24 protein-coding genes (1 of these 24 only partly in view) are annotated in these 23696 nt (G+C 40.2%); 11 read left to right on the forward strand and 13 right to left on the reverse strand.

The window, feature by feature from the left end; translation table 11 throughout:
- Together H6731_05915 and H6731_05920 are read right to left on the reverse strand one after the other, a co-directional pair.
- A protein-coding gene (locus tag H6731_05915; protein ID USN49813.1) for a hypothetical protein crosses the window boundary here: on the reverse strand, window positions 1-41 show its start. It extends 949 nt beyond the left edge of the window; the window shows 41 of its 990 coding nt (coding positions 1-41); its start codon is at window positions 39-41; the stop codon falls past the left edge of the window.
- Window positions 19-1440 carry a M23 family metallopeptidase gene (locus H6731_05920; protein USN49814.1) on the reverse strand — a complete coding sequence of 474 codons (1422 nt, stop codon included), beginning with the start codon at window positions 1438-1440 and terminating at the stop codon, window positions 19-21. The genes H6731_05915 and H6731_05920 overlap by 23 nt, the downstream gene beginning before the upstream one ends.
- A gap of 181 nt (window positions 1441-1621) precedes the next feature.
- Here H6731_05920 and rpmH point away from each other — a divergent pair, with 181 nt between their 5' ends.
- From rpmH to gatB, 3 genes are read left to right on the forward strand one after another with little or no spacing between them, the layout of a single operon-like run.
- On the forward strand, window positions 1622-1771 hold the full coding sequence (rpmH, locus tag H6731_05925) for a 50S ribosomal protein L34 (protein ID USN49815.1): 150 nt from the start codon (window positions 1622-1624) through the stop codon (window positions 1769-1771).
- A gap of 30 nt (window positions 1772-1801) precedes the next feature.
- On the forward strand, window positions 1802-2197 hold the full coding sequence (gene rnpA, locus H6731_05930) for a ribonuclease P protein component (protein USN49816.1): 396 nt from the start codon (window positions 1802-1804) through the stop codon (window positions 2195-2197).
- A 9-nt stretch (window positions 2198-2206) separates the two neighbouring features.
- The gene (gene gatB / locus H6731_05935) at window positions 2207-3673 is read left to right on the forward strand and encodes an Asp-tRNA(Asn)/Glu-tRNA(Gln) amidotransferase subunit GatB (protein USN49817.1); all 1467 of its coding nucleotides are present in this window, start codon (window positions 2207-2209) and stop codon (window positions 3671-3673) included.
- A 211-nt stretch (window positions 3674-3884) separates the two neighbouring features.
- Here the strand turns inward: gatB and H6731_05940 are convergent, their stop codons facing one another.
- Both H6731_05940 and rsmG read right to left on the reverse strand, forming a co-directional pair.
- A complete protein-coding gene (locus H6731_05940; GenBank protein USN49818.1) occupies window positions 3885-4745 on the reverse strand; it encodes a ParB/RepB/Spo0J family partition protein in 861 nt (286 codons plus the stop codon).
- Between the two features lie 112 nt (window positions 4746-4857).
- Window positions 4858-5499 carry a 16S rRNA (guanine(527)-N(7))-methyltransferase RsmG gene (gene rsmG / locus H6731_05945; GenBank protein USN49819.1) on the reverse strand — a complete coding sequence of 214 codons (642 nt, stop codon included), beginning with the start codon at window positions 5497-5499 and terminating at the stop codon, window positions 4858-4860.
- Between the two features lie 641 nt (window positions 5500-6140).
- Here rsmG and dnaN point away from each other — a divergent pair.
- Window positions 6141-7268 (forward strand): DNA polymerase III subunit beta, encoded by a 1128-nt coding sequence (gene dnaN, locus H6731_05950; protein ID USN49820.1) that lies wholly within the window; start codon window positions 6141-6143, stop codon window positions 7266-7268.
- An 18-nt stretch (window positions 7269-7286) separates the two neighbouring features.
- Window positions 7287-7628 carry a hypothetical protein gene (locus tag H6731_05955; protein USN49821.1) on the forward strand — a complete coding sequence of 114 codons (342 nt, stop codon included), beginning with the start codon at window positions 7287-7289 and terminating at the stop codon, window positions 7626-7628.
- A gap of 92 nt (window positions 7629-7720) precedes the next feature.
- Here H6731_05955 and trxB read toward each other — a convergent pair whose 3' ends face one another.
- The 6 genes from trxB to H6731_05985 form a co-directional block, all read right to left on the reverse strand.
- A complete protein-coding gene (gene trxB / locus H6731_05960; GenBank protein ID USN49822.1) occupies window positions 7721-8698 on the reverse strand; it encodes a thioredoxin-disulfide reductase in 978 nt (325 codons plus the stop codon).
- 103 nt (window positions 8699-8801) lie between these two features.
- Window positions 8802-10802: an excinuclease ABC subunit UvrB gene (gene uvrB / locus H6731_05965; GenBank protein USN51948.1), complete on the reverse strand. Its 2001-nt coding sequence runs from the start codon at window positions 10800-10802 to the stop codon at window positions 8802-8804.
- Window positions 10803-10833: 31 nt separating this feature from the next.
- Window positions 10834-11274 (reverse strand): hypothetical protein, encoded by a 441-nt coding sequence (locus H6731_05970; protein ID USN49823.1) that lies wholly within the window; start codon window positions 11272-11274, stop codon window positions 10834-10836.
- 81 nt (window positions 11275-11355) lie between these two features.
- Window positions 11356-12420, reverse strand: a complete 1065-nt coding sequence (locus H6731_05975; protein ID USN49824.1) for a phytase — start codon at window positions 12418-12420, stop codon at window positions 11356-11358.
- 37 nt (window positions 12421-12457) lie between these two features.
- Window positions 12458-13069 carry a DedA family protein gene (locus H6731_05980; GenBank protein USN49825.1) on the reverse strand — a complete coding sequence of 204 codons (612 nt, stop codon included), beginning with the start codon at window positions 13067-13069 and terminating at the stop codon, window positions 12458-12460.
- 24 nt (window positions 13070-13093) lie between these two features.
- Window positions 13094-14563: a glycerol kinase gene (locus tag H6731_05985; GenBank protein ID USN49826.1), complete on the reverse strand. Its 1470-nt coding sequence runs from the start codon at window positions 14561-14563 to the stop codon at window positions 13094-13096.
- Between the two features lie 102 nt (window positions 14564-14665).
- On the opposite strand from H6731_05985, the gene H6731_05990 reads away from it, so the two are divergent.
- The 3 genes from H6731_05990 (at window position 14666) to H6731_06000 (ending at window position 16677) form a co-directional block, all read left to right on the forward strand.
- Entirely contained in the window at window positions 14666-15667 is a 1002-nt protein-coding gene (locus H6731_05990) for an isocitrate/isopropylmalate dehydrogenase family protein (protein ID USN49827.1), read from the forward strand.
- 132 nt (window positions 15668-15799) lie between these two features.
- The gene (gene rpsN, locus H6731_05995; GenBank protein USN49828.1) at window positions 15800-16102 is read left to right on the forward strand and encodes a 30S ribosomal protein S14; all 303 of its coding nucleotides are present in this window, start codon (window positions 15800-15802) and stop codon (window positions 16100-16102) included.
- A gap of 5 nt (window positions 16103-16107) precedes the next feature.
- A complete protein-coding gene (locus H6731_06000; protein ID USN49829.1) occupies window positions 16108-16677 on the forward strand; it encodes a tRNA-(ms[2]io[6]A)-hydroxylase in 570 nt (189 codons plus the stop codon).
- A 5-nt stretch (window positions 16678-16682) separates the two neighbouring features.
- Here H6731_06000 and H6731_06005 read toward each other — a convergent pair whose 3' ends face one another.
- Window positions 16683-18524, reverse strand: coding sequence for a hypothetical protein (locus H6731_06005; protein USN49830.1), 1842 nt, complete (start codon window positions 18522-18524; stop codon window positions 16683-16685).
- A gap of 77 nt (window positions 18525-18601) precedes the next feature.
- Between H6731_06005 and H6731_06010 the strand changes: the two genes are divergently transcribed.
- Window positions 18602-19756: a hypothetical protein gene (locus tag H6731_06010; GenBank protein ID USN49831.1), complete on the forward strand. Its 1155-nt coding sequence runs from the start codon at window positions 18602-18604 to the stop codon at window positions 19754-19756.
- Window positions 19757-19791: 35 nt separating this feature from the next.
- Complete coding sequence (locus H6731_06015) at window positions 19792-20409, forward strand: deoxynucleoside kinase (protein ID USN49832.1); 618 nt, start codon at window positions 19792-19794, stop codon at window positions 20407-20409.
- A gap of 36 nt (window positions 20410-20445) precedes the next feature.
- On the opposite strand, the gene H6731_06020 is transcribed toward H6731_06015, so the two are convergent.
- Both H6731_06020 and H6731_06025 read right to left on the reverse strand, forming a co-directional pair.
- A complete protein-coding gene (locus H6731_06020; protein ID USN49833.1) occupies window positions 20446-21111 on the reverse strand; it encodes an RluA family pseudouridine synthase in 666 nt (221 codons plus the stop codon).
- Window positions 21101-22414: a Na+/H+ antiporter NhaC family protein gene (locus tag H6731_06025; GenBank protein USN49834.1), complete on the reverse strand. Its 1314-nt coding sequence runs from the start codon at window positions 22412-22414 to the stop codon at window positions 21101-21103. The genes H6731_06020 and H6731_06025 overlap by 11 nt, the downstream gene beginning before the upstream one ends.
- 268 nt (window positions 22415-22682) lie before the next feature.
- On the opposite strand from H6731_06025, the gene H6731_06030 reads away from it, so the two are divergent.
- A complete protein-coding gene (locus H6731_06030) occupies window positions 22683-23621 on the forward strand; it encodes a YegS/Rv2252/BmrU family lipid kinase (GenBank protein ID USN49835.1) in 939 nt (312 codons plus the stop codon).
- Window positions 23622-23696 lie beyond the last annotated feature (75 nt).

Genomic DNA, 23696 nt, shown 5'->3' on the forward strand with positions numbered 1-23696 from the left:
CAAATCAGAGTGTTGAGATCACATAGGGTTATCGTTTTCATGGGTACTTTTGTTTTCCAACCGGGCTAAATCTGCACCCTTTGGTTTTCTGTTAAGAGCGATAACCATTGGTGCAATATTGTTTTTAAATTCTTTTAGATAAGGTGAGGGAATTCCTGCACTTCTTGCGAAAACTTGCTTGGTAGGATCAACATAGCTATCATTTTTTTTCATACCAAAATGCAAATGATATCCTAGCGCGAGACCTGTTTTTCCTACATAACCGATCACTTGTCCTTGTTTTATGTGGGCCCCCACATGGACCCCTTTGGCAAGCTTTGTCGCATGCAGGTACTCTGTTTGATAACCATTTTTGTGACGAATTCTTACCCAGTTCCCATTAAAACGTGAATACCCCGCATTGATCACTGTTCCTCCTGCAACTGCCATGAAAGGAGTTCCTCTGTTGGCCGGATAATCAACCCCATTGTGTGGTTTCATTCTTTTTTGCACGGGGTGAAACCTCATACCAAATTTCGATGAGATGCTTGCCAGTTTTAATGGGGCCTTCAAAAAAGCATTGCGCAAAGAACGTCCATTGTCATCAAAAAAACCAGACACCCTGCCATCCGATGATTCAAAATAGAAAGCTCGTAGTGCTTGTTTTTTGCTGATATACTCAGCGGCAAGTATCCTGCCAAACCCAACGAAGCGTCCGCCCGACACATGCTTTTCTACCACCATTTGATAACTATCTCCCGCGCGGGCTTCCCTGGAGAAATCTATCTGCCAAGCAAAAATGTCAGAAAAATTATTTACCAACAGAGCATCGCCATTATTGTTAAGAATTGAGCCATAGACGCTGTTTTCAATGACCCCACTAAACAGCCCATGCTCTTTAAACATTTCTGGTTCCTGTTTGGCGAGCTCAACCGATTCTCCTTCTTTTAAACTCGCTTTAACACTAAAAGCTACTCCGCTTTCATGACGTGCGTACAGCTCGAGCCCCCGCACAAAAAGTTGATCGGAATCACTAATCCTAAAATGATCCAAGAAAACCTTTTCTGGGGCACTTTCTATTACGATAACGGTCCCAACAGGAAGTTGGCGCAGATTAATTTTTTTTGAAAGCGAGTTAACAAAAATCTCCGCTTCTTTTGAGGGAACCCTCAACCTTCTCAAGGAGCCATAGAGACTTTCTCCCGCTCTCACTTCGTCATAGATTTTAGAACTTATGAAATGTGGCTCTTCAAAAATTCCAAAATTTTCCCCTTCATAACCAGATTCTGCGTCCCCAATAAAAGAGCTTACCGGAGTGTCGACTGTTTTTTTCACCTGCCAAAACGCGAGCCCGACCATTCCCGCAGAACACAGAAAAAGAAGATACACCCCTAAGCGCAAACCTTTTTTTTTACGGGTATGAAACTGTGGCCGCAACCGATCGGCAGTAGTGAATACCATAAATACCAACCTTTTCGTTTTTAATATTATCTAATATTCAAATGTTATCTGTTTTGTTAAAATGATACTATTTCATATTAATGTATTTTTCTTAACTGTTCAAACATCACATCTGCTGCTCTCTTGACAGTTTTGATGTAAGACATAAGCCTTCTAACAGTATTTGGGGAGTAAATAAACTATGAAACGCACTTTTCAACCTGGAAAATTAAAACGACTCCGTGTGCACGGATTTTTGAGTCGCATGGCCACAAAAGATGGTCGTAAAGTAATTAATCGCAGAAGAGCTAAAGGACGCAAAGTTCTTGCTCCTATCGCTTATCAAAAATAAGCTGTTCATCGCATACTGGGTAGCACCAAAATGGATACGTCGTTAACGCTTGCTAAAGAAAAACGCATTCGTAAACGGCGTGACTTTTTGCGTATCCAAAACAGGGGAAACAGAATTTTTGGACGCTTTACGGTTATCGTTTTTCTTCCGCTTTTTTCATCCAAACAAGGAAAACTAGGAATCACTGTTCCCAAAAAAGTTGGCCCCTCTCACGTTCGCAACAAAATTAAACGTCGCATTCGTCACATATTTCGTCATCATCAAGAATTATTTCTAAAACAATCTGTCGTGATCATTGCACGCAACTCTTCCAGTGTTGTCTCATTTGCTGAACTCGAAACAGATCTTTTGAGCACATGGGCCCGCGCAACACCAGAAAAGAATTATCGCTTTTTTAGAGCGAGCTCGCCCAAAAAAGCAGCCTAAGGAGGCTTTGTGAATTTTCCTTTTGAAGCTTATGAAATTGTTATTGGATTTGAGTGCCATGTGCAGCTTAATACAAAATCAAAATTGTTTTCTAAGGGTGCCAACGTGTTTGGTGCATCACCCAACTCTTTGCTTGATATTGTCGACGCAGGATTGCCGGGAGTTCTCCCCGTTATCAACAAATCTGCCGTAAATGATGCAGTAAAGCTGGGCGCCGCTCTGTCCTGCTGCATCAGAAAAGAAAGTGTTTTCTCTCGAAAGCATTATTTCTATCCAGATTTACCTAAAGGGTATCAGATCAGTCAATTTGATAAACCAATCTGTGAAAATGGTGTGCTGCATTTTATGGTTGACGGCCAACCAAAAAGCGTACGGATTCAAAGAATACATATTGAGGAAGATGCAGGGAAAAATACTCACGCTGAGGGTATGAATGCAAGTTTTGTCGATTACAACCGCGCAGGAACCCCTCTTTTAGAGGTTGTAAGTGAGCCAGATCTGCGATCGGCCAAGGATGCCATGGAGGCATTCAAGGCGCTAAGGCAAATGGTTACATTTCTCAACATATGCGATGGCAACATGCAGGAAGGATCGCTTAGGGCAGATATCAACGTCTCGGTAAGAAAAAAGGGGGAGATCAAACTTGGAACAAGAACAGAAACTAAAAACCTAAACTCATTTAAATTTTTAGGACAAGCTATTGCTTTCGAAGCACGTCGACAAATAATCGAAATTGAGTCGGGAAGAAAAATAAACCAAGAGACCAGGTTGTGGGATCCAGCACTAAAAGAGTCTCGCTCTATGCGCTCAAAAGAAGAAGCCCATGACTACCGTTACTTCCCTGATCCCGACCTGCCTCCCTTGTTTGTCGATGAAAACACTGTTCAAAATATAGCCAAAAACATTCCAGAGCTCCCTCTCACAAAACTGCAGAGATATCAAAAAGATTATGGCCTAAGTTTTTATGATGCAGAAATATTAACAAGCGAAAAAGCATTGTCTGATTTTTTTGAATCAGCAATTTCGCTTCACAACAACCCTAAAAGCATTGCCAATTGGATAATAAACGAGGTCCTCAGGAGCACCAAAGAAACCCAAGACGTTGAGGGTGAGGTAAGCGAATTTAAAACCTCTATTTCTCCTCGATCTATTGGTGAGCTTGTTAAAATGGTCGACGATAAAATTATTTCTAACACCATTGCGAAAAAAGTATTTTCAATTCTTGCCCAAGATACAAGCAAATCTCCCCCCCAGATCGTTGAAGAAAACAACTGGCAAGTGGTGTTGGATGATCGCGAGATTGAAAGCTTTGTTCTAAGGGTACTCAAAGAAAACCCGGTTGAAGTCGATAAATTTAGAGCAGGTAAAACCAAAATTTTAGGTTTTCTGATGGGACAAACAATGAAGCTTGCCAAAGGAAAAATCGCTCCAGATAAAGCTCAACAGCTTATGTTGCAACATCTGAACAAAAAATAATTATTGGGGTTGGCGACGAACAAAAAACATGCAGAATATCTGCATGTTGGCTAATCATGTGAAACACCCTAAATGCTTTTAAATATGTCTTTTATGGCAAGTAAAGAGTACAGCGCCCCGACCGGCCTAAAAGTGTGATCAAACACATCCAACAGATCAAGCTTTGTTTAACCTGCTTTTCGGCACGAATAATTTGTTTGCGTGGGGAAAATTATATTTCTATTTTAAAGCGTTCTAAAATATTGTTTAGCTCGCTTACCGTCTGAAAATTGATTGCCAACACATAATTGCCGCCGCTTTCTTTTTTCAACAGCACTCTCAGGCCGAACTCATACTCAAATTTTTTTTGTATCTCTCTGGTGAGAGCATCTATACCATCCGATGCGCCGAGCAGATTTTTGGGTGATTCACTTAATTTTATCCCACTTTTTAATGATCTAATTAAGGACTCCACTCTCCGCACGCTTAAACCTTCCCTTATTATCTTTTTTGCGGTCATCAACATCAAATCTTTGTCATCCAAAGATAAAAGCGCTCTTGCGTGCCCCATAGAGATCTCACAGGCGCCCAACATATTTTGTATTTCTTTAGGTAGCCGCAAAAGCCTCAAAGTGTTTGCGATGGTAGCCCTATCCTTTCCGACACGCTCAGCTATCTGCTCCTGGCTCATCCCAAGCATATCAACAAGCCGCCTGTAGGCGTTGGCTTCTTCTATAGGGCTTAAGTCTTCTCGTTGAATGTTTTCTACAAGCGCCACAGCATATGCTTCTTCATTGATCAAATTGCTAACTATACAAGGAATTTTCTTTTTTAGAGCAAGTTTTGAGGCGCGCCACCTGCGTTCACCTGCAATGATTTCGTATAAGCCACTGCCAGATTTTCTTACCAATATTGGCTGCAAAACGCCATACTGCTTTATACTAAGCGCTAATTCTTGCAGCTTTAAATCATCAAAGATTTCTCTAGGTTGACCCTTTGAGGGTTTAAGTGTGGCTGTTTCAAGCAAAACCACTTTATAGCTCTTATGCGAATTCTTAATTTGCGTTTTTTGCGCCCGATCACCAACAGCCATACAAACACCTGGGTAACAAATAATATCGCTTCATTACGCGACATATTAACAATAGACTTGATACAAAAAAGAGCTTTTACAGCCTTAAGATTGTTCCACGTGGAACCTTAACCTAAAGTCTTTGAAAAATCACTATGCTGCGCTCTTTTCCGTTCCCAAGCTCATAAGGAAATTCTTCGCAAAACATTAGACCGATTTTTTCGGCTTGAATTTTATATTCAACAACCGTTTTTGGTGTTGCCCATAAAGCCATTGTGCCAGACGCTTTAAGAGAATTTTTGAGATAGAACATATTGTTGGGTGAAAATGCTGCTTTTGAAACAATATACGGAAGATGGTGTAAATTCTCTATTCGCTCATTGATTATATTCACATTAGATAAATTAAGTTCCGATTTCGCAACCCTAAGAAAGGAACATTTTTTCCGATCAGCTTCTATTAAATTAAATTTCACATCTGAGTTAACTAGCGCCATCGGAATACCAGGCAAACCTCCTCCAGAACCAGCATCAAAGATTTCACCAGAAAACCTTAAGAAAGTTCCTCCCACAACAGAATCCACAACAGCATTTTCTATGCCTGCTCTTGAGAGTTTAGAAGATATAATATTATGGGTCCTACTCCAAGCCTCGACTAAATCACAATATTTAACCATTGCTTTCTCAATAAAGCTCAACTTAACAAAATCATGTTGAGCGTTTTTTTTATATCTTATAAACAAAAATTTAAGTTTTTTTTCTATATTAAATTCCACAGTATCCTGCCCAACAAAACCTCTAAATTCTAACCTGAATCTGAGGCGACAACTCATAATAAAAAAAATAAAAATTCTGTAAAGACAGTTGTTTTCCACAGGAAACAATTTCCCCCTTCTTGCCCTGTGGGGTTTTGACTAAACATGAATACAAACACGTGAAAAAAAGCAAACTATTTAACCGTACCGCCTGTGGAAAATATGTTCAAACAAGTTCTGTGCCCGTTTTTCGCGGGGGACTTTTCAACAGCTTAACCACACCTCTTTGGTAAAATTAAATATACGCCCCCTTTCCCGCCCCCTGCTTCCCACAGTCTCCTGTGGGAAATGTTTCTTTTTGTTGCGCTTAACCAACATCTGCAAATACCTCACATTATCCCCACATAATACCCCACAGGATTTCCAGTGTTTTACGGGAGAGATAACAAAGAAAAACCTAATCAAGAAAATAATTTCCACATTTCCAACATCATTAATAAGAACAATAATTAAATTTATAAAATTTCTTTAACCTTCTGGAAAACTTCAAAGGATTGATTTTTTAAGGATTACAGGTCCGCCTTGATGCTTAGCGCATAACATGTATCAATATGCCTATTCAAAAATAAGCATAGAGCGAAAGAACTGCCTTCGAGGTGAATATGGAAATTAAAATTGCGGTAAGTGACCTATCAAAAGCACTGACAATGTTACAAGGGGTTGTGCAGAGAAAAAATACGATGCCCATTCTTTCGAACGTTTTGATAAACACCAGAGAAAACAATCAGCTCCTTTTGAGCGCCACAGATCTTGATGTGGCTATGCAGCTCACCAAAAGGTGCGAGGTATTATCGACGGGAGATTGTACCGTATCAGCGCGTTCTTTGTTGGATATAGTTAAGATGCTCCCCGGGCCAGAGGTTACTTTAAAAACTCTAGATAACCAACATTTGAGCATTAAAAGCGGGAGAACCACTGCTAGGCTCTTGGCGCTGCCTGCTTCTGAGTTTCCGGTTTTACCTAAAAGCGAGGGCTTATCTTTTCAGGAGTTGAACTCAGACCTGTTTTTGTCGATGGTTCATAAAACGCTTTTTTCGGCCAGCTCAGATGATAGTAGGTATAATTTGACCGGGGTGTATTTTGAGCCGCAAGCAGATTCCAGCAATAGCGTTGTCATGGTTTCGACAGACGGGCACCGCTTAAGCAGAATCAAGGAAAACTTTGCTGATAGTAATTTTAGTGATTTTCAGCCAATAACGCTTCCTAAAAAAGGGTTGGCCGAACTTGTGAGACTATTGGACGCTTACAGCTGCGAAAATGAAGCCAGCTTTAAGTTGGGAGTTTCTGAGCAACATGCAATAGTGATGCTCAGGGAAGCCTATTTTTCTATGCGACTTATTGATGGCAAGTTTCCTGATTATCATCAAGTTATCCCAAAACTTGCCGATAAAATAATGCGTGCCTCAAGAAATGATTTTTTGCTTGGCTTAAAGCGAGTGTCTGTTCTTGCAAGCGAAAAAAATCAAAGCATTAAAATGAAAACAAAAGGCGGAGAGCTTACTGTTTCATGCGTAAATCCAGAGGCCGGTGAAGTAACAGATGATGTTGCTGTTGAATATAACGGCCCAGATATCGAGATCGGTTTTAATGCTAAATATATTATTGATGCCTTGTCAGCTATTAGTGACAGCAGCGTTATGGTTAAATTTACTGATCCTTTATCCCCAACATTAATTACCGGCATGAACGACGATGGTCATCAGTGTGTCATTATGCCTATGCGTATGTAAAAAATAACGAGGAGTATTATGTTTGCCGCAAGGCCAAAGAAAAGAATTAAGAGAACCAAGCCTAGAAGGAAAAACACCAAGTCTCCCCGAGGAATGCTTTTGTCTCTTTTTTTAATGATGACCGCGTTGGTTGTGCTTTATTGGGCCAGAGAACGGATCAGTAACACCTTGAGCAACATAGTGACGAATGATCTTGGTAGACAGGATTCGGATGCAAGGAGAAGTTACAAACCAGTTGAAGGTGAAGAGGGCCCCTCCGAAGAACCTATTGATACAGGCAGTTTAAACAAGACAGAAGAAAGTCCATATTCTAGAGATGATATGGATTATTTAGACAAAGTAATAAGAGAAAACAAATAGATTGTTCACCATTTGAGTTTTTGAGAAAAAAACGCTGACGGCGACAAAGTTTGTTGGGAGCTCAAACTCTGCCGATGTACAGTTTTTATTGTTTAGAGGCCATGTGTTTCCAAAAAACGCTCAGCGTCTATTGCTGCCATGCAGCCGGAGCCCGCAGCAGTTATTGCTTGACGGTAAACGCTGTCTTGGACATCGCCGCACGCAAAAACGCCCGGCACCTCGGTTTTTGATGTTTTATCTCGTGTGATAATGTATCCCTTAGCATCTAACGCGAGGTATTTACTAAATAAGCCTGTGTTCGGTTTGTGCCCAATGGCGACGAATAACCCTTCAGCTTCAACAAGTGTCGTTTCTTTGGTTACAGCGTCTTGAACCTTTAGGGAGCACAAAACCTCTTTCCCGAGAGGGTTTTTTTTCGTTGTAACAAGTTCGACAACATTTTTGTTGAGCGCCCATTTTATTTTTGAGTTGCTTTGACATCTTTCTACCATGATCTTGCTTGCTCGGAAGTTTTCGCTCCGATGAATAAGAGTAACAGAGCGAGCATAACGAGTGAGAAACAAGGCTTCTTCCATTGCGCTATCTCCTCCCCCGACAACCGCCACATCGACATCTTTATAAAAAGCGCCGTCACAGGTCGCACACGCGGAGACCCCTGCTCCTTGCGAGATGAGCTCTTTTTCAAGAGGAATTCCCAGTAAGCGTGCATTGGCGCCGGTAGCAATAATGACTGTGTGAGCAAGGAGTTCCTCGCCATCTTCGGCGATTAGCCGGTAGGGGCGTTTTGAAAAATCAACCTCAATGATATTTTTTTCAATACATTGTGCGCCGAATCGTTGAGCTTGTTGTTCAAATTTTTCCATGAGCTCAGGCCCTAACAAGCCCTTCGGGAAACCTGGAAAATTCTCAACTTCGGAAGTCATCATCAGTTGTCCACCAGGAAGATTAGGGGCCGAGCCTTTGAACAGTAAGGGTTTAAGTGTCGCTCGCGAGGCATAAAGCGCAGCGGTATAGCCTGCGGGCCCAGAGCCAATGATAACTACTTTGTGTACTTTGTTTGTTGAATCCATTGCTGCTCCAATAAAATTAGCTTCTTTATGTTGAAGATAAATAACCGATTAAACCTACGAGCTCAAGCTGTTGAGCTCACAGATTGCCTAGAAAAATGCGAACTTAATCCTTAAGCGTACCTGTTTCAACGCTTAACAAGAGCTTGCGCAACTCACTGATCTCGTCACGTATAGTGGCGGCTCCTTCAAAATCCATTTTTTGCGCCTTAATACGCATTTTTCCTTTCAAGCTGTTAATTTTTTTCTCAATTTCTCGAACCGATAACCGTTCTTTGGGGGGCGCTGTTTTTTGTTCCTGCTCTATATAGCCATCATGGAGTCTTGAAATTTCTCTTGAGGTGCTCTTGGGGGTGATACCGTGTTTTTCATTGTATTGTTTTTGAAGCTTTCTTCTTCTGTTTGTCTCTGAGACGGCTGAGCGTACAGAGTCAGTTATTGTATCGGCATAAAGTATAGCCATACCGTTGATGTTTCGCGCTGCTCTACCGATTGTTTGAATTAGTCCTGTTTCCGATCTAAGAAATCCTTCTTTATCTGCGTCGAGAATTGCCACCAGACTTACTTCTGGAAGATCTAAACCTTCTCGCAACAGATTGATGCCGACCAAAACATCAAACTCTCCAAGACGAAGAGCGCGAATTATTTCCGCCCTTTCGATTGTATCTATATCTGAATGTAAATAACGAGTCTTAACTCCGACATCGATTAAATAGTCTGTCAAATCTTCAGCCATGCGCTTTGTTAGCGTTGTTATTAACACTCTTTCGTTGTTTTGGGCTTTTGTTTTTGCTTCGTGTACAACATCGTCGATCTGAGTGGACACGGGTCTAATCTTTACCTGCGGATCTAGTAGACCAGTAGGCCGTATTATTTGTTCAACTATTTCACCTTGAGCTCTTTCAATTTCAAAATTGCCTGGGGTTGCAGAGACGTATACCGCTTGATTAAAAATAGAATCGAATTCATCAAATCTCAAAGGTCTGTTGTCTAATGCCGACGGAAGCCTGAACCCGTGGGAAGTTAAAGTTTCTTTTCTAGCGCGGTCTCCTCGGTACATTCCTCGTATTTGAGGAATTGTTTGATGTGATTCATCGACAAAAAGTAAAAAATCCTTCGGAAAATAATCAATCAAAGTGGGGGGAGGTTCACCACAGAGACGACCAGAAAGATGACGAGAATAGTTCTCGATTCCCTTGCAAACTCCGACAGTTTCAAGCATTTCAAGGTCAAACAATGTTCGCTGCTCAAGGCGCTGTGCCTCAAGGAGTTTGTTTTGTTTTTTTAAAGAGATTAATTCGTTAAGCAATTCGTCTCGGATTGATTTTAAAGCGAGAGACATTTTTTCTTTTGTGGTTGCGTAATGGCTGGCGGGAAAAATAGTGACATAGGATAACTCTCGAACAGTTTTTCCTTTTAAAGGATCAACCATTGTGATTCTTTCAACATTATCTCCGAAAAAATTAATTCTCACCGCAAGGTTTTCTTCGCTTGGAGGAAAAATATCGATAATATCACCTTTTGCCCGAAATGTTCCTCGAGAAAAATCAATATCATTTCTTAGATACTGACTTTCGATTAGTTGTCTCATGAGGGATTCTCGGCGGAAAGAGCGATCCTTTTCGATGAATACGGTCATATTTTGGTAACTATCAGTGCTTCCGATACCATAGATGCAGCTTACTGAAGCAACAATGATGACGTCATCCCTTGTTAAAAGAGAAGTGGTTGCTCTGTGCCGCATTCGATCTATTGTTTCGTTGATTTGGCTGTCTTTTTCAATATAAGTGTCTGTCGAGGGAACATATGCTTCAGGTTGGTAATAATCATAATAGCTTACAAAATATTCAACGGCATTATTAGGGAAAAAAGCACGAAGTTCTTCATAGAGCTGACCAACCAAGGTTTTATTGTGGGCTAATACAAGCGTTGGTTTGTTGACGCTCTGGATAACGTTAGCCATGGTAAAGGTTTTTCCTGAGCCTGTCACACCTAATAAAACCTGCTCCCGTTTACCATCTTTAATTCCTTTGGCGAGAGAAGATATGGCGTTTGGTTGATCACCCGAGGGCTTATAGTCTGCGTGCAATTCAAAAGATTTTTTGATGCGATTATTCATAAGTTTCCCTAAAAAAATATTACTCAAGAAGAAGTTCGTGAACTTTTGGGCGATCACAGCTTTCATTGGTACAAATTTGTAAGCTTAAGAGGGCCTTTCCGATTCCGATTCCATGTTTAAGTTTTTGTTTTACAACAAATTGATTTTCAAATATTTGGGCAGTGCCAAATTCCTTCAGATTTTTGCTTTGTGGCTTAGGAATTTCCGGTGAACCAAGAGCGCTCCAACCGTTGTCTGATGCTATTCTGAGATCAACAGCTTTGCCGATTTTCTCACCGGGGCCATAGGCGTGAAACCCTTTGTTTAATTTTACTGTTACCAGCAAGGTGTCTTCTTTGATGTTGTGTTCGATCGAATAATTATGCTCGAACGAAGTCTGACTGCTCTGAGTATGATTATTTTTTTTAGTGCAGGCGAAAGAGCATGTTATCAGGAATGAAGCAAAAAAAAATCGAAGCATCTCCAAAACTCCTTCATAAAATTTGGTTCATACTGACAGAACCCGTTCGGAGATGCAATGTGCTAAAACATGCTTTTTAGTTTATGAATTGAGAGGCACCATTAAAAGGGGCGGGTAAAACCCGAGCGCAATTTTGTGCCAGGGGACCAGTTTAAAACTTTGTCGCTCATTGTTTGGGTTGCCATCTTGCACAACCATCATTCCTGTTGGGTAGCTCAAGTTTAAGTAGTGAGCGGTGGCTTCGATGCCATCGCAGTTCATAACTAACTTATCTTGATAGCTTATGAAAAATTTACCTAAGTAGCCATTATCGCTTCTTTTATAGATATTAAAAGCGTTTTCCCCTTGACTGGAAGCCAATAAATAACCTTCGTTTTTTCCGATTTTATAAAGAGCAAGCCCTTCAACATCAGCCATCAAGTGGCCATTTTTTCCTGTTTTATCAATAAGTTTTCTTTTTTCTCCCTCGCTTGGCTCTGCGCCATAACTCCATATTCCGACGTTTTCTTCCGCAACATAAAATCGCTTAAGATCATCATCGGAAACACAGCCTTCGGTTTGTGATCCAACATTAAAACTTCTAGTCTTTTTCGCACTCAAACTTTGCTTTTCTTCAAATATCTCCCACTGAATTACTTCGCCTTTTTTGCTATTGACAAAGAAATAGAATTTATCTGAAATGGGACTTTGGTAGAAACAAGAACCGTAGATATTAAGACCAGCGTCGAGGGATTTTATTGAAAGACGTTGCACTGCATCGGAATCTTTATCTATTGAATAAAAATCCATAGTGTTTGTGGTTCGGTTGCCAGCTCCGATAAGGGTTATAGTTTTCCCTTTAAATCGAAACCCATAACGCAAATCGACATTATTTATTTCTCCATCAGGAAATCCTTGTTTTTTTTCCCCTGAAAGACTGTATATATTGAGACCATAGTGTTTATCGGTTCCGATAATGAGGCTTTGGGAGGGTTTTTTAGGGTGTACATAGATGGCGATGTCATCGGCAGCATCTCCAGCTGTTTCGACATCCTGAGTTTTTTGGGTTGCTTCAACAATAGTGAGTGATGATGGAGAGCTCTCTCTCATGTTGCCATTGGAAATAAGACAAAACAAGAGAGCCAATACCGTGGCGTGTTTTCTCATGAGACACCTGCTTAATAATTTTTAAATATATTATTCGCTATTTAGTTTTCTTGCTGAAAAATTTTAGTAAAAGAATTGTAACAACAACAACGGATAATAAATAGAAAAAATTTAAATAATTTTGAACAGTACTGGTGATGATATCTAGGTTTTGGGCGAGAGAGTTGCCCAAAAAGAACAAAAGAGAATTAAAAATAAACGCCGAAAAAAAACCGCAAAGCAATACCCAAAAGTAAGACAATCCGCTCATGCCGGCTGTCACAAAAAATAAAGTACGAATGCCGGGAAAAAAACGATTGATAAGCAGGAGGCCGTAACCCCATTTTTGGTACCATAATTTAATTTGCTCTACTTTTCTTTGGGAAAAATATTTCAAATATTTTTTGGGAAATTTATTTTTGCTAATGAGTTTTCCAAAACCAAACGCCAGCGTAATTCCAGTGATGGTTCCAAGCGATATGGAAAAAATTATTTCACCCACAGAAAAAGTTCCATAAAGAGCAAAAAAACCACAAGCAATAACAACCGTGTCTCCTGGAAAGATAGGAAAAATATATTCAAGCATAACTGAAAGAGCTAAAAATACTGCGCGAATATACGAGGGAAGATCGTTTATAAGTGTAATAACTTTTAGCAGCTGATCTGGCATAACAGTTTTTCCGCATAAATTTTTTTATACTTTCATAAGAGCTCTTTTATAACCTTTAATTTTGTCTTTTGCCCACACAACATCTTTTTTAGGTGAAAATTCTTTTGTGGTGATATTGAATGTTTTGAGCTCTTCTAAGCTACCGAAGAAACCTGTTGCGAGGCCAGCCATATAAGCTATGCCTTGAGCGGTCTTTTGAGCACTTTCGGAGCGAATACAGTTAATTCCTAATAATTCAGCTTGGATTTGCATTAATAAATTATTTTGAGAGGCGCCTCCGTCAACTTTGAGAACAGTGGGCCTGAAAGCGTCATCAGTCATAGCCAACATGATTTCAGTGTTTTGTAAAGCGATGCCCTCGAGTACTGCTCGGGCGATGTGCCCCTTAGTTGTGCCCCGTGAAAGTCCACTCAAAACTCCGCGAGCATCAGGCAACCAATAAGGAGCACCAAGTCCACAAAGGGCTGGAACAAAAATAACACCATCACTATCTAAGACGGTTTCCGCTAGCGACTCAATTTCTTCCTCATTTTTTATAAGCGAAAAAGTATCTTTCAAGAATTGGATCGCTGCACCGGCAATAAATGCAGATCCTTCTAAACAATAGGTTGGATTATCACCGATTTGATAGGCAATTGTCGTTATCAATCCATGTTTAGAAAAAATAATTTCATTTCCTGTGTTCATGAGAATAAAACAACCGGTTCCGAAAGTTGCCTTGGTGTCACCTTTTTCAAAACACGTTTGACCAAAGAGTGATGCTTGTTGATCACCTGCTAAGGCAGCGATGGGAATGCCGTCAGGTAAAAAGGATAAACCTTTTGTTTTTCCATAAATTCCAGCACTTGGCACAATGCGAGGAAGGCAATTTTTGGGAACATCAAAAATTTCAACACACTCATCGTTCCACTGACAAGAACGAATATCCATAAGCATGGTTCTTGATGCGTTGCTAACATCGCTAATATGAAGTTCTCCTCCTGAAAACCAGTGAGCTAAAAAGGAATCGATTGTGCCAAATTTTAAGGACTTATTTGTCAGTTTTTCTTTGAGCCCATCGATATTTTCAATAAGCCATGTAAGTTTGCTGGCTGAAAAATATGGGTCAACGCGAAGTCCTGTTTTTTGGTGAATACGCTCATCAAGCTTCTGCTGTTTTAGTCTTTGACAAATAGGAAGACTTCTTTTGCATTGCCAAACGATAAAAGGATAAACTCCATCGCTATTATTATCAAAAATGCATGTAGTTTCCCGTTGGTTGGTGATACCAAGAGCAACAATTTGGTGAGGATTAATGCCGCTGCTTTCAATAGCTTGAGAGACACTTTGTTTCACCGACTGTTTTATATCTGCTGAATGGTGTTCTACGTACCCTGCTTGCGGGTAGTGTTGTGGATAATTTTTAGAGCCAGAGCCAACAATTTTTCCTTTTTTATTTATAAGTAAAGCGGTTGTTGTGGTTGTTCCTTGATCAATTGCAAGTATGTAACCCATAATTACACCTGTTTCTCGGTTAAACGAGATCCTCTTTTCTTATCTATATTTTTTCTTCATCATTTTTGGGTAATCACCTGATAAAAAAGCACGAGAGAAAACATGAGCCACTCAATAACACTTATTCGTGGAGATGGAATTGGTCCTGAAGTCGTTGGAGCAGCGGTGGATATTATTGAAGCTGTTGGAGTAAAAGTCGACTGGGATATTCAAGATCTTGGTGTGTGCGCCTTAGAAAAAAAGGGAAACGCCACCCCAAAAGAAAGCTTTGATTCGATCATAAAAAACAAGGTAGCTCTCAAAGGGCCAACAACCACTCCGCTTGGAGGAGGGCACAGAAGTGCCAATGTGGCTTTGAGAAAAGAACTCGATCTTTACGCATGTATACGGCCTGTAAAATCTATAGAGGGGGTGGCCTCTCGTTTTAGAGATGTCGATATTGTGGTGGTGCGAGAAAACACAGAAGGACTTTATGTTGGTCAAGAGTTAGAAATACAGCCAGGGTGCATTATTTCCCTGCGCACGACAACAAAAAAAGCCAGCATGCGAATTGCTCAAAGCGCTTTTAAGTTTTCCAAAACTTATGGTAGATCAAAAATCACCTGCGTTCATAAGGCAAATATTCTTAAACAAAGCGATGGATTATTTTTGCAATGCGCTGAGCGAGTAGCCCAGGAAAACCCTCACGTAATTTATGAGCAAGCAATTATTGATGCCCTTTGTATGCGGCTTGTAATTGAACCAGAAAAATTTGATGTGTTGCTTTTAGAAAATATGTTTGGCGATATTGTTTCTGATCTTTGCGCGGGTTTGATTGGGGGGCTTGGTTTGGTACCTGGAGCCAACATCGGAGATGAATGTGCGGTATTTGAAGCTGTTCATGGTTCAGCACCAGATATTGCTGGTAAAAATATCGCCAACCCCTGTGCTATGATCCAAAGCGCAGTAATGATGCTCAGATATCTTGGCGAGCAGGAAGCCGCTTTAAAAATAGAGAGCGCTCTTTTGGGTGTTTTAAAGCAAAAACACTTAAAAACCAAGGATTTGGGGGGTGAACTGGGGACAAAAGAATTCACCCAAAATGTAATAGAGAGTCTGAGGTAGGCGCGCTCAGAATTTATCAATCAAAAGCTTTGCAAGTAGGAAAAACTAGGCTATATCAGCCCTGAGCTTTATTAAGATATATCGGTTTTAAGCCGTATCCGATAAATAACTATGCAATTAGGAGTGTGAGTTATGAGTAAAAGGCATTTGGCGAGAGAAATAAAAAGAAAAAAATTGATTGACAGATTTCAAACACGTCGGGATGAGCTGAGATCTAAGCAAGTAGATCCTAGTTTGAGCGATGAAGAACGCATGGAGGCAAGTTTGAAGCTCAACGCTTTGCCTAGAGATTCTTCGCCATCACGCTATAGTCGTCGTTGTGCGGCCACTGGAACCTCTCGTTCAGTATACCGTAAGTTTGAACTCAACCGTATTTCTTTCAGAAATATGGCATTGGCTGGTTTGTTGCCTGGTGTAACCAAGTCAAGCTGGTAAAAACTATGCGCCTGCGCTCAAAGACAAGCCCTGAATGGCTTGAAACGGTATTAGGTGATTTTGATCGCTTTTTAGTCGATCATGCCTTGTGTGAGCGTAAGGCCTCTGCGCTGGCCATGTCATTGGTGGCCCACTATCCCGATAAAAAAGATCTTGTTTCAGCCATGATTGACCTTGCCATTGAAGAGCTTGATCATTTTAAACAGGTGTTTGCCTTAATTGTTGAAAGAGATCTTTTTCTGGGTGCAGATGAAAAAGATGACTATGTCAATCGTTTGCGCCGTTTTATAAGAAAATCTTCTGATGAGTATTTTTTGGATCGTCTGCTGATTGCAAGCATTATTGAGTGTCGCGGTACTGAGAGGTTTCAATTGGTAGCCCAAGGCTTAAGCGATCCTCGTCTCAAAGAATTTTATATGGAATTCTGGCGCGCCGAAGCCCGTCATGCAGGATTATTTTTGAGGTTTGCCAAAAAATATTTTCCCGCTGACGTAGTAGAAGAGCGCTATGACTATTTGCTTGATCAAGAGGCTGTCATTGTGGAATCTCTGCCTTTGCGAGCAGCGGTTCATTAATGCTGCTAATCATCAAGCTCAATGATTTCGGTGAGCGTTTTAAATTTTCTGTTGTCATCCACTATGTCTTTGAAAAAGTACTTTATATAGTGCTGGCTTTTAAAAGCGTTGCGCTCTACCCACTGCGAAAAAGATGCAAGATAATTTTCTAGCGGAATTGGTCTTGGTAGATTTTTTAGTGTGACGCTAAAACCATTTTTAAATTGATCAAACACTTGCCCAGAAGCCATTTTTTTGAGCAGAACTTCTTGTTCTTTATTCAGATCGCCATATTTCAACAATAAAGCTATGATCTGATCTTTGCTTAGATCTGAAGGGGAGCGGTCACCTAAACCCTGCGTGTAAGCCTTTTGCAGTTTTTCAGCAAAGAATTTTCCGTATGCTTCAAAAGCTTGTTTAGGTTTCATTTTATCCAAGAGCGGCGAAACTTTTTGAATAATGCGTAGCAGGTTGTACCATAGAAAAGCTTTTTCCTGATTTCCTTCGAAAAGCTGCTCATTTAAATAGCTCCACAAAAAGTGTTGATAAAGACTCAAATATAAATCATCACCAGTGCCGTCGCTCAGATTTAAAAGATAGAGTCCTGTTTGAGCATGCTTTGTTGAAGGCCAAGTGGATAATTTAAGAGGAGCTATTTCTGTACGGTATATGTTTGGGTGTTCGGCCTGAAGCTTGGTGAGCAATGGTTGAAGGTTGCGCTCTGAAAGAGCTTCGCCGCCACCGTCAGCATTGTTTATGCCAACAGAAATCCTTTTATTTGAAAGAGGTGAGGGGTTGAGAGAAGGCTTGTTGTTTTTATCGAGATAAGTCCAGATTTTTGCCCCGCTGTCCCCAGGGTTGATATGTTGTTCATAATAATAAAAATCTTTTTCAAAATAAGGAAAAAAAGCGGAAAAATTTTTGTAGTAATAATAAATATTGTCAAGCGCATATGAATTAAGTGATTGCAGAGAGTTTAACACCTTGATGCTTTTATTTTTATCTACAGAGTTACCAGCAAATCCTTCTCTACCATAACCAGCAATATAGAGAGGGGTTCCATTAAAGAGCCTGCCGTGGACGCTTTTATTATAGAGAGTGTGAGCTGCAAAAATATCGTTGGTGATTTTTTCTTTTACTGATTGTTTTTTTAGCATTTGGCGAAGAGGTTTTTTTAAAACAATAAATGCTATATCTGGAGATATTTGCCCGTGAATGAGCGAGCCATCAATGCTGTCTTCCAGGGCTAGAAATTCTTTGTCTTGAACAGGGATTGGAGGGTGCAGAGTTAAGGCCTCCAGATCGCTTTGGTAGGATTTTAATGTGGCGTTTACAAAAGCAGATTTTTTTGGTTTTTTTTCTAGGTCAACGATACGTTTGCTTAAGATTCTAATGGCTTCTTGTTGATCGCTCAACATTCTTTGATAACGTTTCTCCTCGTACGCCTTGACGCTATCAAACATATTTTTTTTATAAAAAACTATATAGGGGAAAACAATGTATTCAAAATTGTTTTTTTTAACGGTGAGGTCGTGATCGCTGGTAACGACATGAGCATTGGTCATGATCAGTGAATCAGAGAATAAAAATACTGAACCATTAATGGTATCTGTAAAACGAACTTGCCCATCGCCATAGAAAGCTGGGAGCGATGACAATGCTCTGCGTAAAATTAATTGTTCCCCTTGGCGTTCTTCGTAGCGATTGGGGGCTGGACCTTCATGGTGATCAGGCTGGGGAATGTTGTCTTGATGCTTTTGTGGGTGTTCTTTTTTGAGAATAGTAGAATCGCTTATCTGGTGGCTACAAGAGAAAATTAAAAAAGCAAACAAAAAAAAAGTAAAGCTATTTTTAAGAACAGTTCCCATGTTTCACCAGTATTTGCAAATCAAAAAACAATTTACATTTTATAGCATAGCATTGTTAAAAGAGGCATAGATTAAAAATGAAAAAATATCTTAATATATATGCAGATATAAGAATTTTTTCAATACAAAAAAATATTGCAAAAAAAGATTTTGTTTTGGTTATTCCTGCTTTTAAAGAATCTGATGAATTTATAAAAAATTTAATTCATATAAAACAGTGTATTAGAGGTTCAATTTTGCTTGTTGTGGTGTTCAATCAGCCTGATGATTGCAGTGAAGATGAGCGCGTTATTAATCAAAATTGTTTGTCTGCCTTAAAAAGCTGCCAAGAGCTTGAAAAAACTTCGACATTCGAGGTTGTTATCTTAGGGCCCTATGAGCTTGCTCGTTCAAAAGGGGTTGGTTTGGCACGAAAGATCGGTGCAGATTTTGCATTGAGGCTCATAGAGGAAAAAATTATTGCCACTCCCATAATTTTTTGTAGCGATGCGGATGCACTTCTCCCAAGAGATTACTTTGAGCGAGCCAAAAAAAGTTTTTGTAAGGAAAACTCTGCCTATGTCTATAATTTTTTTCATCACAGACCTGAGTGTCAACAGCATGCGCTTGCCATTGAACTCTATGAGCAGCGACTAGACGCATATGTGGCAGGTCTTAGTTTGGCCAAATCTCCCTACGCATTTCACAGCATTGGGAGCACCATTGCTATCAGCGCTGAGCACTACGCCATGGTTCGCGGTTTTCCGCCAATAGCAGCTGGAGAAGATTTTTATATTTTGAATAAATTAAAAAAAACAGGACATGTTCGTAATTTGAATGGCGATCCTATCATTTTATCTGCTCGCGTATCAGATAGGGTGGCTTTTGGCACCGGTCCTGCAATGGCTAAAATTCTTAAAAGCGATCCAAAAAGTGCTCCACTTTTTTATGATGAGAGAGTGTTTGAGTTGCTTGGTCAATTTTTAAAAGAAGTGGAGCGAGCATTGTTAGATGGAGATTTAGAGCTGAACAAAGTTTTTTCTAAAGAGATCGAACTTGCTTTTGAGCATGTTGGCGCTTCAAAAATCAAAAAAAATCTCAAACAACGCAAAAATGAGCATGACCGCTTAAAGTCTTTTCACGATTATTTTGATGCCCTTCGCACTCTAAGATTTGTTCACTACCTGCGAGATAATTATTTTCCCAATCGTAATTTTTATGATCAAAGGCCGCTTTTATCCTCGAGGACATAGAGTAATCTCTTGTGAAAATATGAGAGGATTACTACGTGAGCAAAGAGAGAAAATATATTGCGGTTGCCGGCAATATGGGAGTAGGCAAAAGCACTCTCGTGCAATTTTTAACGGCTCAGTTTGGAGGTGAGCCTTTTTATGAGCCGGTTGATACCAATCCGTATTTTGCTCGTTTTTTTAGGGACATGAAACGCTGGTCCTTTCATTCTCAAATTTATTTTTTGACCCATAAATTTCGTATTCATCAGCAGGTAGAAAAAAAATCCGGTTTGATTGTGGTGGATCGATCCATCTACGAAGATGCAGAAATTTTTGCTCGTGGTTTGTATAAAGCGCAAAAGATGACCAAGAGTGAGTTTGAACTTTATTGGAGTTTATTTGATGCCATGTGCACAAGTCTTCGTCCGCCTGATGTATTGGTTTATTTGAAATGCGACATAAGCACATTAAAGGAGCGCATCGCGAAACGAGGGCGCAAAGAAGAAAAATCAGTACCAGATGCCCACTTAAGACTTTTACAGCGGCGCTACGATGATTGGGTAAAGCGGATTAATTTTTGTGAAGTTATCACCATCAAAAACGATAATCTCGATTATATCGGTGATCAAGTGCACCAAGCTCATGTGATTGAGCGTTTATCAAAATATCTGTAAAAAAAGCCGTGCAACAAATATTCAAATTGAAAAACACTAATATTCAATATAGTTTTTGATTTCAAAGAGCTTACGAGCATCGATGGATTCTTTTTTTCCTTTGGGAAGGGGAAAATCCAAACCCACCGCGCACAAGGCTATGGTGTGAGGGGCGCATAGAGAAGTTGCACCGTAGAGTTTATCACCCACAATAGGGTGGCCCAAGTATTGCAGATGAACACGTATCTGATGCGTGCGACCAGTGATTGGTTGAGCCTCGATCAAGCAAAATTTTTCATTGATTTGTTTAAGAACATTGAAATGGGTGAGGGCGCTTTCACCCTCATCGCTGATAGTTTGAAAAGCCATTGGTCGAGTTTTTTTTCCTTTGGCATCAAATCGTTTGAGTTTTTTATCAACTGTAATTTTTTTAAACTCTGGTTTTCCCTCAACAATTGCCCAATAAGTTTTATGGACCAACCTTTTTTTAAAAGCATTTTCGAGGGCATGTTTAGCAAAAATAGAGCGCGCAAAAAGTGTGATACCTGAGGTCACTCGATCGAGTCTATGAACAGCATAAATGCTTTTTCCAAAACGATCGCGTACAAGATCGAGCAGAGTGGGGCGTACAACGCCAGGGCCTCCTACCACAGCAATATTGTGCGGCTTGAAAACCGCAACATGATGAGGCCCTTGCTGTAAAACAATAAGTTTAGTCTGCATATTTTTTATTGCTCATAAAAATAATATCCACTATGGCGAATAAAGCCAGCAAAGCTGGATAGTAAGAGTAGGGCAAAATATCAAAGCCAGATATTTGGCAAAGCCCTCCTGCTAATAATATTTGCGCACCATGAGGAATCACACCTTGCAACACGCAGCTGAAAACATCCAAAATACTGGCTGTTTTTCCTGGTTGGATAGCAAACTTGTCTGCCAATTTTTTGGCGATAGGCCCACTAAATAAAATTGCCACTGTGTTGTTGGCGATGCAAATATCCGTGATAGCAACGCACACGGCGATTACCGCTTGAGCACTTTTCTTGCCAATGGCTAAGGGTGAAAGTTTTTTTAAGAGAAATTCGATTCCACCCTCTTTTGAAGCAATAGCTGCGAGACCTGCTATCAAAAATGTCACTAAGAAGACGTCGGTCATTGAAATAAAACCATCATAGATAATTTTGCCGACCTCAATGATTTGAAAATTTTCACAGACTAAACCAATGAATATAGCAGCTACTATTCCTGCACTTAAAATGATGACCACGTGCACGCCAAAAACAGCGAGGGCCAGCACTAAAGCATAGGGCAAAATTTTTATTAAAGAAAAATCGCCGACATGGGCCTGACTTTCACCGCCTCCAGCAAAAAAGAGCAACGCAAAAACCAAAACCGCTGCGGGAAAGGCAATCCTGACGTTGACCGCCATTTTTTCTTTCATTTGACAGCCCTGTGTGCCAGTGGCTGCGATGGTTGTATCAGAGATTACGGAAAGATTATCGCCAAACATGGCTCCGCCGATAACGGTTGCCGCAACCAAGGGCAGATGAAGATTGAGGCTTTGGGATAAGCCTAGGGCTATGGGAATTATGGTAGAGATGGTTCCCATGGAAGTTCCCATGGAAAAAGAAATAAAGCATGAAATAAGAAAGAGACCAGGGAGCAAAAGATTATCGGGCAAAAGATAAAGACCTAAGTTTACAGTTGAATCTACCGATCCTGTTGCTTGGGTGAGCGAGGAAAAAGCTCCCGCCAATAAAAAAATCAAGCACATTAAAATTACAGTGTTGTTGCCAATGCCATCGATAAAGTTATTGATGTGGTAGTGAAGATTTTTGTAGCCAATGATGAGCGCAACGAAGAAGCCAAAAAAAGCACAGCTGGGTGCTGGAAATTGGTAGAACGCCATTTGGTGACCATGATAACTAAACCAAATACCCGCGCTCATATAAATAAGCAAAAATGTGAAAAGCGGGAGCAGAGAAAGTCCGCCGAGTTTTGGTTTATCAGGCTCAGTTTGATTCATAAAAATATTCCCCATGATAAAAATATACAGATAAGCGTGTAGGGACACGACAAAAGATCACAGTATAATAAGAAAATTTTTAGGATAATATGCGCGCAGGGCGCATCATCATGGGATGAGCTGGTTTAATATTTCTGAAAAGTAAGCACTTCATAGGTTGGGAGACTAGCAGTGCAATTATTCAAGTCAAGCCCTACACAATCGGCCCTTAGGCTGAAATAGTGTCAGGCCTTTGAGTGCTTAATATTTATTGTAAAATGGAGTGACAATGAAAAAATCGCTAGCTTTTATTATTAATCCTGCCTCCGCCTTTGGAAAGACAAAGAAAAAAATTAAGGCAATTCTTAAAGAAGTCAAAGAACAGCGAAGCGATGCTGAAATCTTTGAAACCTATCATCCGCTGCATGCCATTTCGCTCACCAAAGAAGCATTAAAAAACGGCAGTGAGCGTATTGTAGTAGTGGGGGGCGATGGAACTCTTAATGAAGTTGTGAATGGTTTCTTTGATCAAAATGGCGAACTTATCAATAAAAATGCATCATTAGCTATTATACCGAGCGGATCTGGATCTGACTTTGTGCGCAATCTTCCACAAAAAGAAAACTTAAGTGAGGCGGTAGACTTTGCTATTAACGGACAAGAAAGTTTGTGCGATGTGGGCTTTATAGAAGCAAAAGATGCTAACAGCAAAAACATAAGTCGCTATTTTATCAATGTATCAAGCATTGGTCTGTCGGGACTTGTGGCTGGTTTCATGCGAACTACCACAAGGAAATTTGGCCCCACAGCTGCATATTTTATGTCTACCGTAAAAGCTATTAAGGCGCTTGAGCCACAAACTATTGTTATAAGCGATGAGCATGGGGTAGAGAACATGATTCCCAACTGTAGTTTAGTCAGTTTTGCTAATGGAAAATTTTATGGCAGCGGCATGAAAATAGCCCCCATGGCAAAGTTGGACGATGGTCTGTTTGATGTGATTGCCATCAAGGACTTGAGTGTTGGGTTTTTTCTTATGAATGGCTACCGTGTTTATCAGGGAACTCATCTTGAGCTTGATAATGTCAATGTTAGTAAAGTAAGTTCATGCTATGTACGTTCTTTGGGAAACACACCTGTTTACATAGAAACAGATGGGGAGTTATTTGCTCAACTGCCAGCTCAATTTTCTGTCAAAAAACGAATACTAGCAGTCGTTAAAAGCTAAAGCGATTTTCAAGTTGTCCTACCTGCGAATATGCCGGATATTATCGCTCAGCGCTTATTAAAAAATATTTGAAGT

The sequence above is a fragment of the Myxococcales bacterium genome (assembly GCA_023898405.1).
Classification (GTDB): domain Bacteria; phylum Myxococcota; class UBA727; order UBA727; family JABDBI01.

Coding starts and splice junctions, on each gene's coding strand:
- dnaN (USN49820.1), top strand. CDS start 6,141: ATGGAAATTAAAATTGCGGTAAGTGACCTATCAAAAGCACTGACAATG.
- H6731_06000 (USN49829.1), top strand. CDS start 16,108: ATGCGCCTGCGCTCAAAGACAAGCCCTGAATGGCTTGAAACGGTATTA.
- H6731_06020 (USN49833.1), bottom strand. CDS start 21,111: ATGCAGACTAAACTTATTGTTTTACAGCAAGGGCCTCATCATGTTGCG.
- H6731_05975 (USN49824.1), bottom strand. CDS start 12,420: ATGAGAAAACACGCCACGGTATTGGCTCTCTTGTTTTGTCTTATTTCC.
- rpsN (USN49828.1), top strand. CDS start 15,800: ATGAGTAAAAGGCATTTGGCGAGAGAAATAAAAAGAAAAAAATTGATT.
- H6731_05955 (USN49821.1), top strand. CDS start 7,287: ATGTTTGCCGCAAGGCCAAAGAAAAGAATTAAGAGAACCAAGCCTAGA.
- H6731_06030 (USN49835.1), top strand. CDS start 22,683: ATGAAAAAATCGCTAGCTTTTATTATTAATCCTGCCTCCGCCTTTGGA.
- H6731_05970 (USN49823.1), bottom strand. CDS start 11,274: ATGCTTCGATTTTTTTTTGCTTCATTCCTGATAACATGCTCTTTCGCC.
- H6731_05920 (USN49814.1), bottom strand. CDS start 1,440: ATGGTATTCACTACTGCCGATCGGTTGCGGCCACAGTTTCATACCCGT.
- H6731_05980 (USN49825.1), bottom strand. CDS start 13,069: ATGCCAGATCAGCTGCTAAAAGTTATTACACTTATAAACGATCTTCCC.
- trxB (USN49822.1), bottom strand. CDS start 8,698: ATGGATTCAACAAACAAAGTACACAAAGTAGTTATCATTGGCTCTGGG.
- H6731_06005 (USN49830.1), bottom strand. CDS start 18,524: ATGGGAACTGTTCTTAAAAATAGCTTTACTTTTTTTTTGTTTGCTTTT.
- H6731_05990 (USN49827.1), top strand. CDS start 14,666: ATGAGCCACTCAATAACACTTATTCGTGGAGATGGAATTGGTCCTGAA.
- H6731_05940 (USN49818.1), bottom strand. CDS start 4,745: ATGGCTGTTGGTGATCGGGCGCAAAAAACGCAAATTAAGAATTCGCAT.
- H6731_06010 (USN49831.1), top strand. CDS start 18,602: ATGAAAAAATATCTTAATATATATGCAGATATAAGAATTTTTTCAATA.
- rpmH (USN49815.1), top strand. CDS start 1,622: ATGAAACGCACTTTTCAACCTGGAAAATTAAAACGACTCCGTGTGCAC.
- rnpA (USN49816.1), top strand. CDS start 1,802: ATGGATACGTCGTTAACGCTTGCTAAAGAAAAACGCATTCGTAAACGG.
- H6731_05985 (USN49826.1), bottom strand. CDS start 14,563: ATGGGTTACATACTTGCAATTGATCAAGGAACAACCACAACAACCGCT.
- H6731_06025 (USN49834.1), bottom strand. CDS start 22,414: ATGAATCAAACTGAGCCTGATAAACCAAAACTCGGCGGACTTTCTCTG.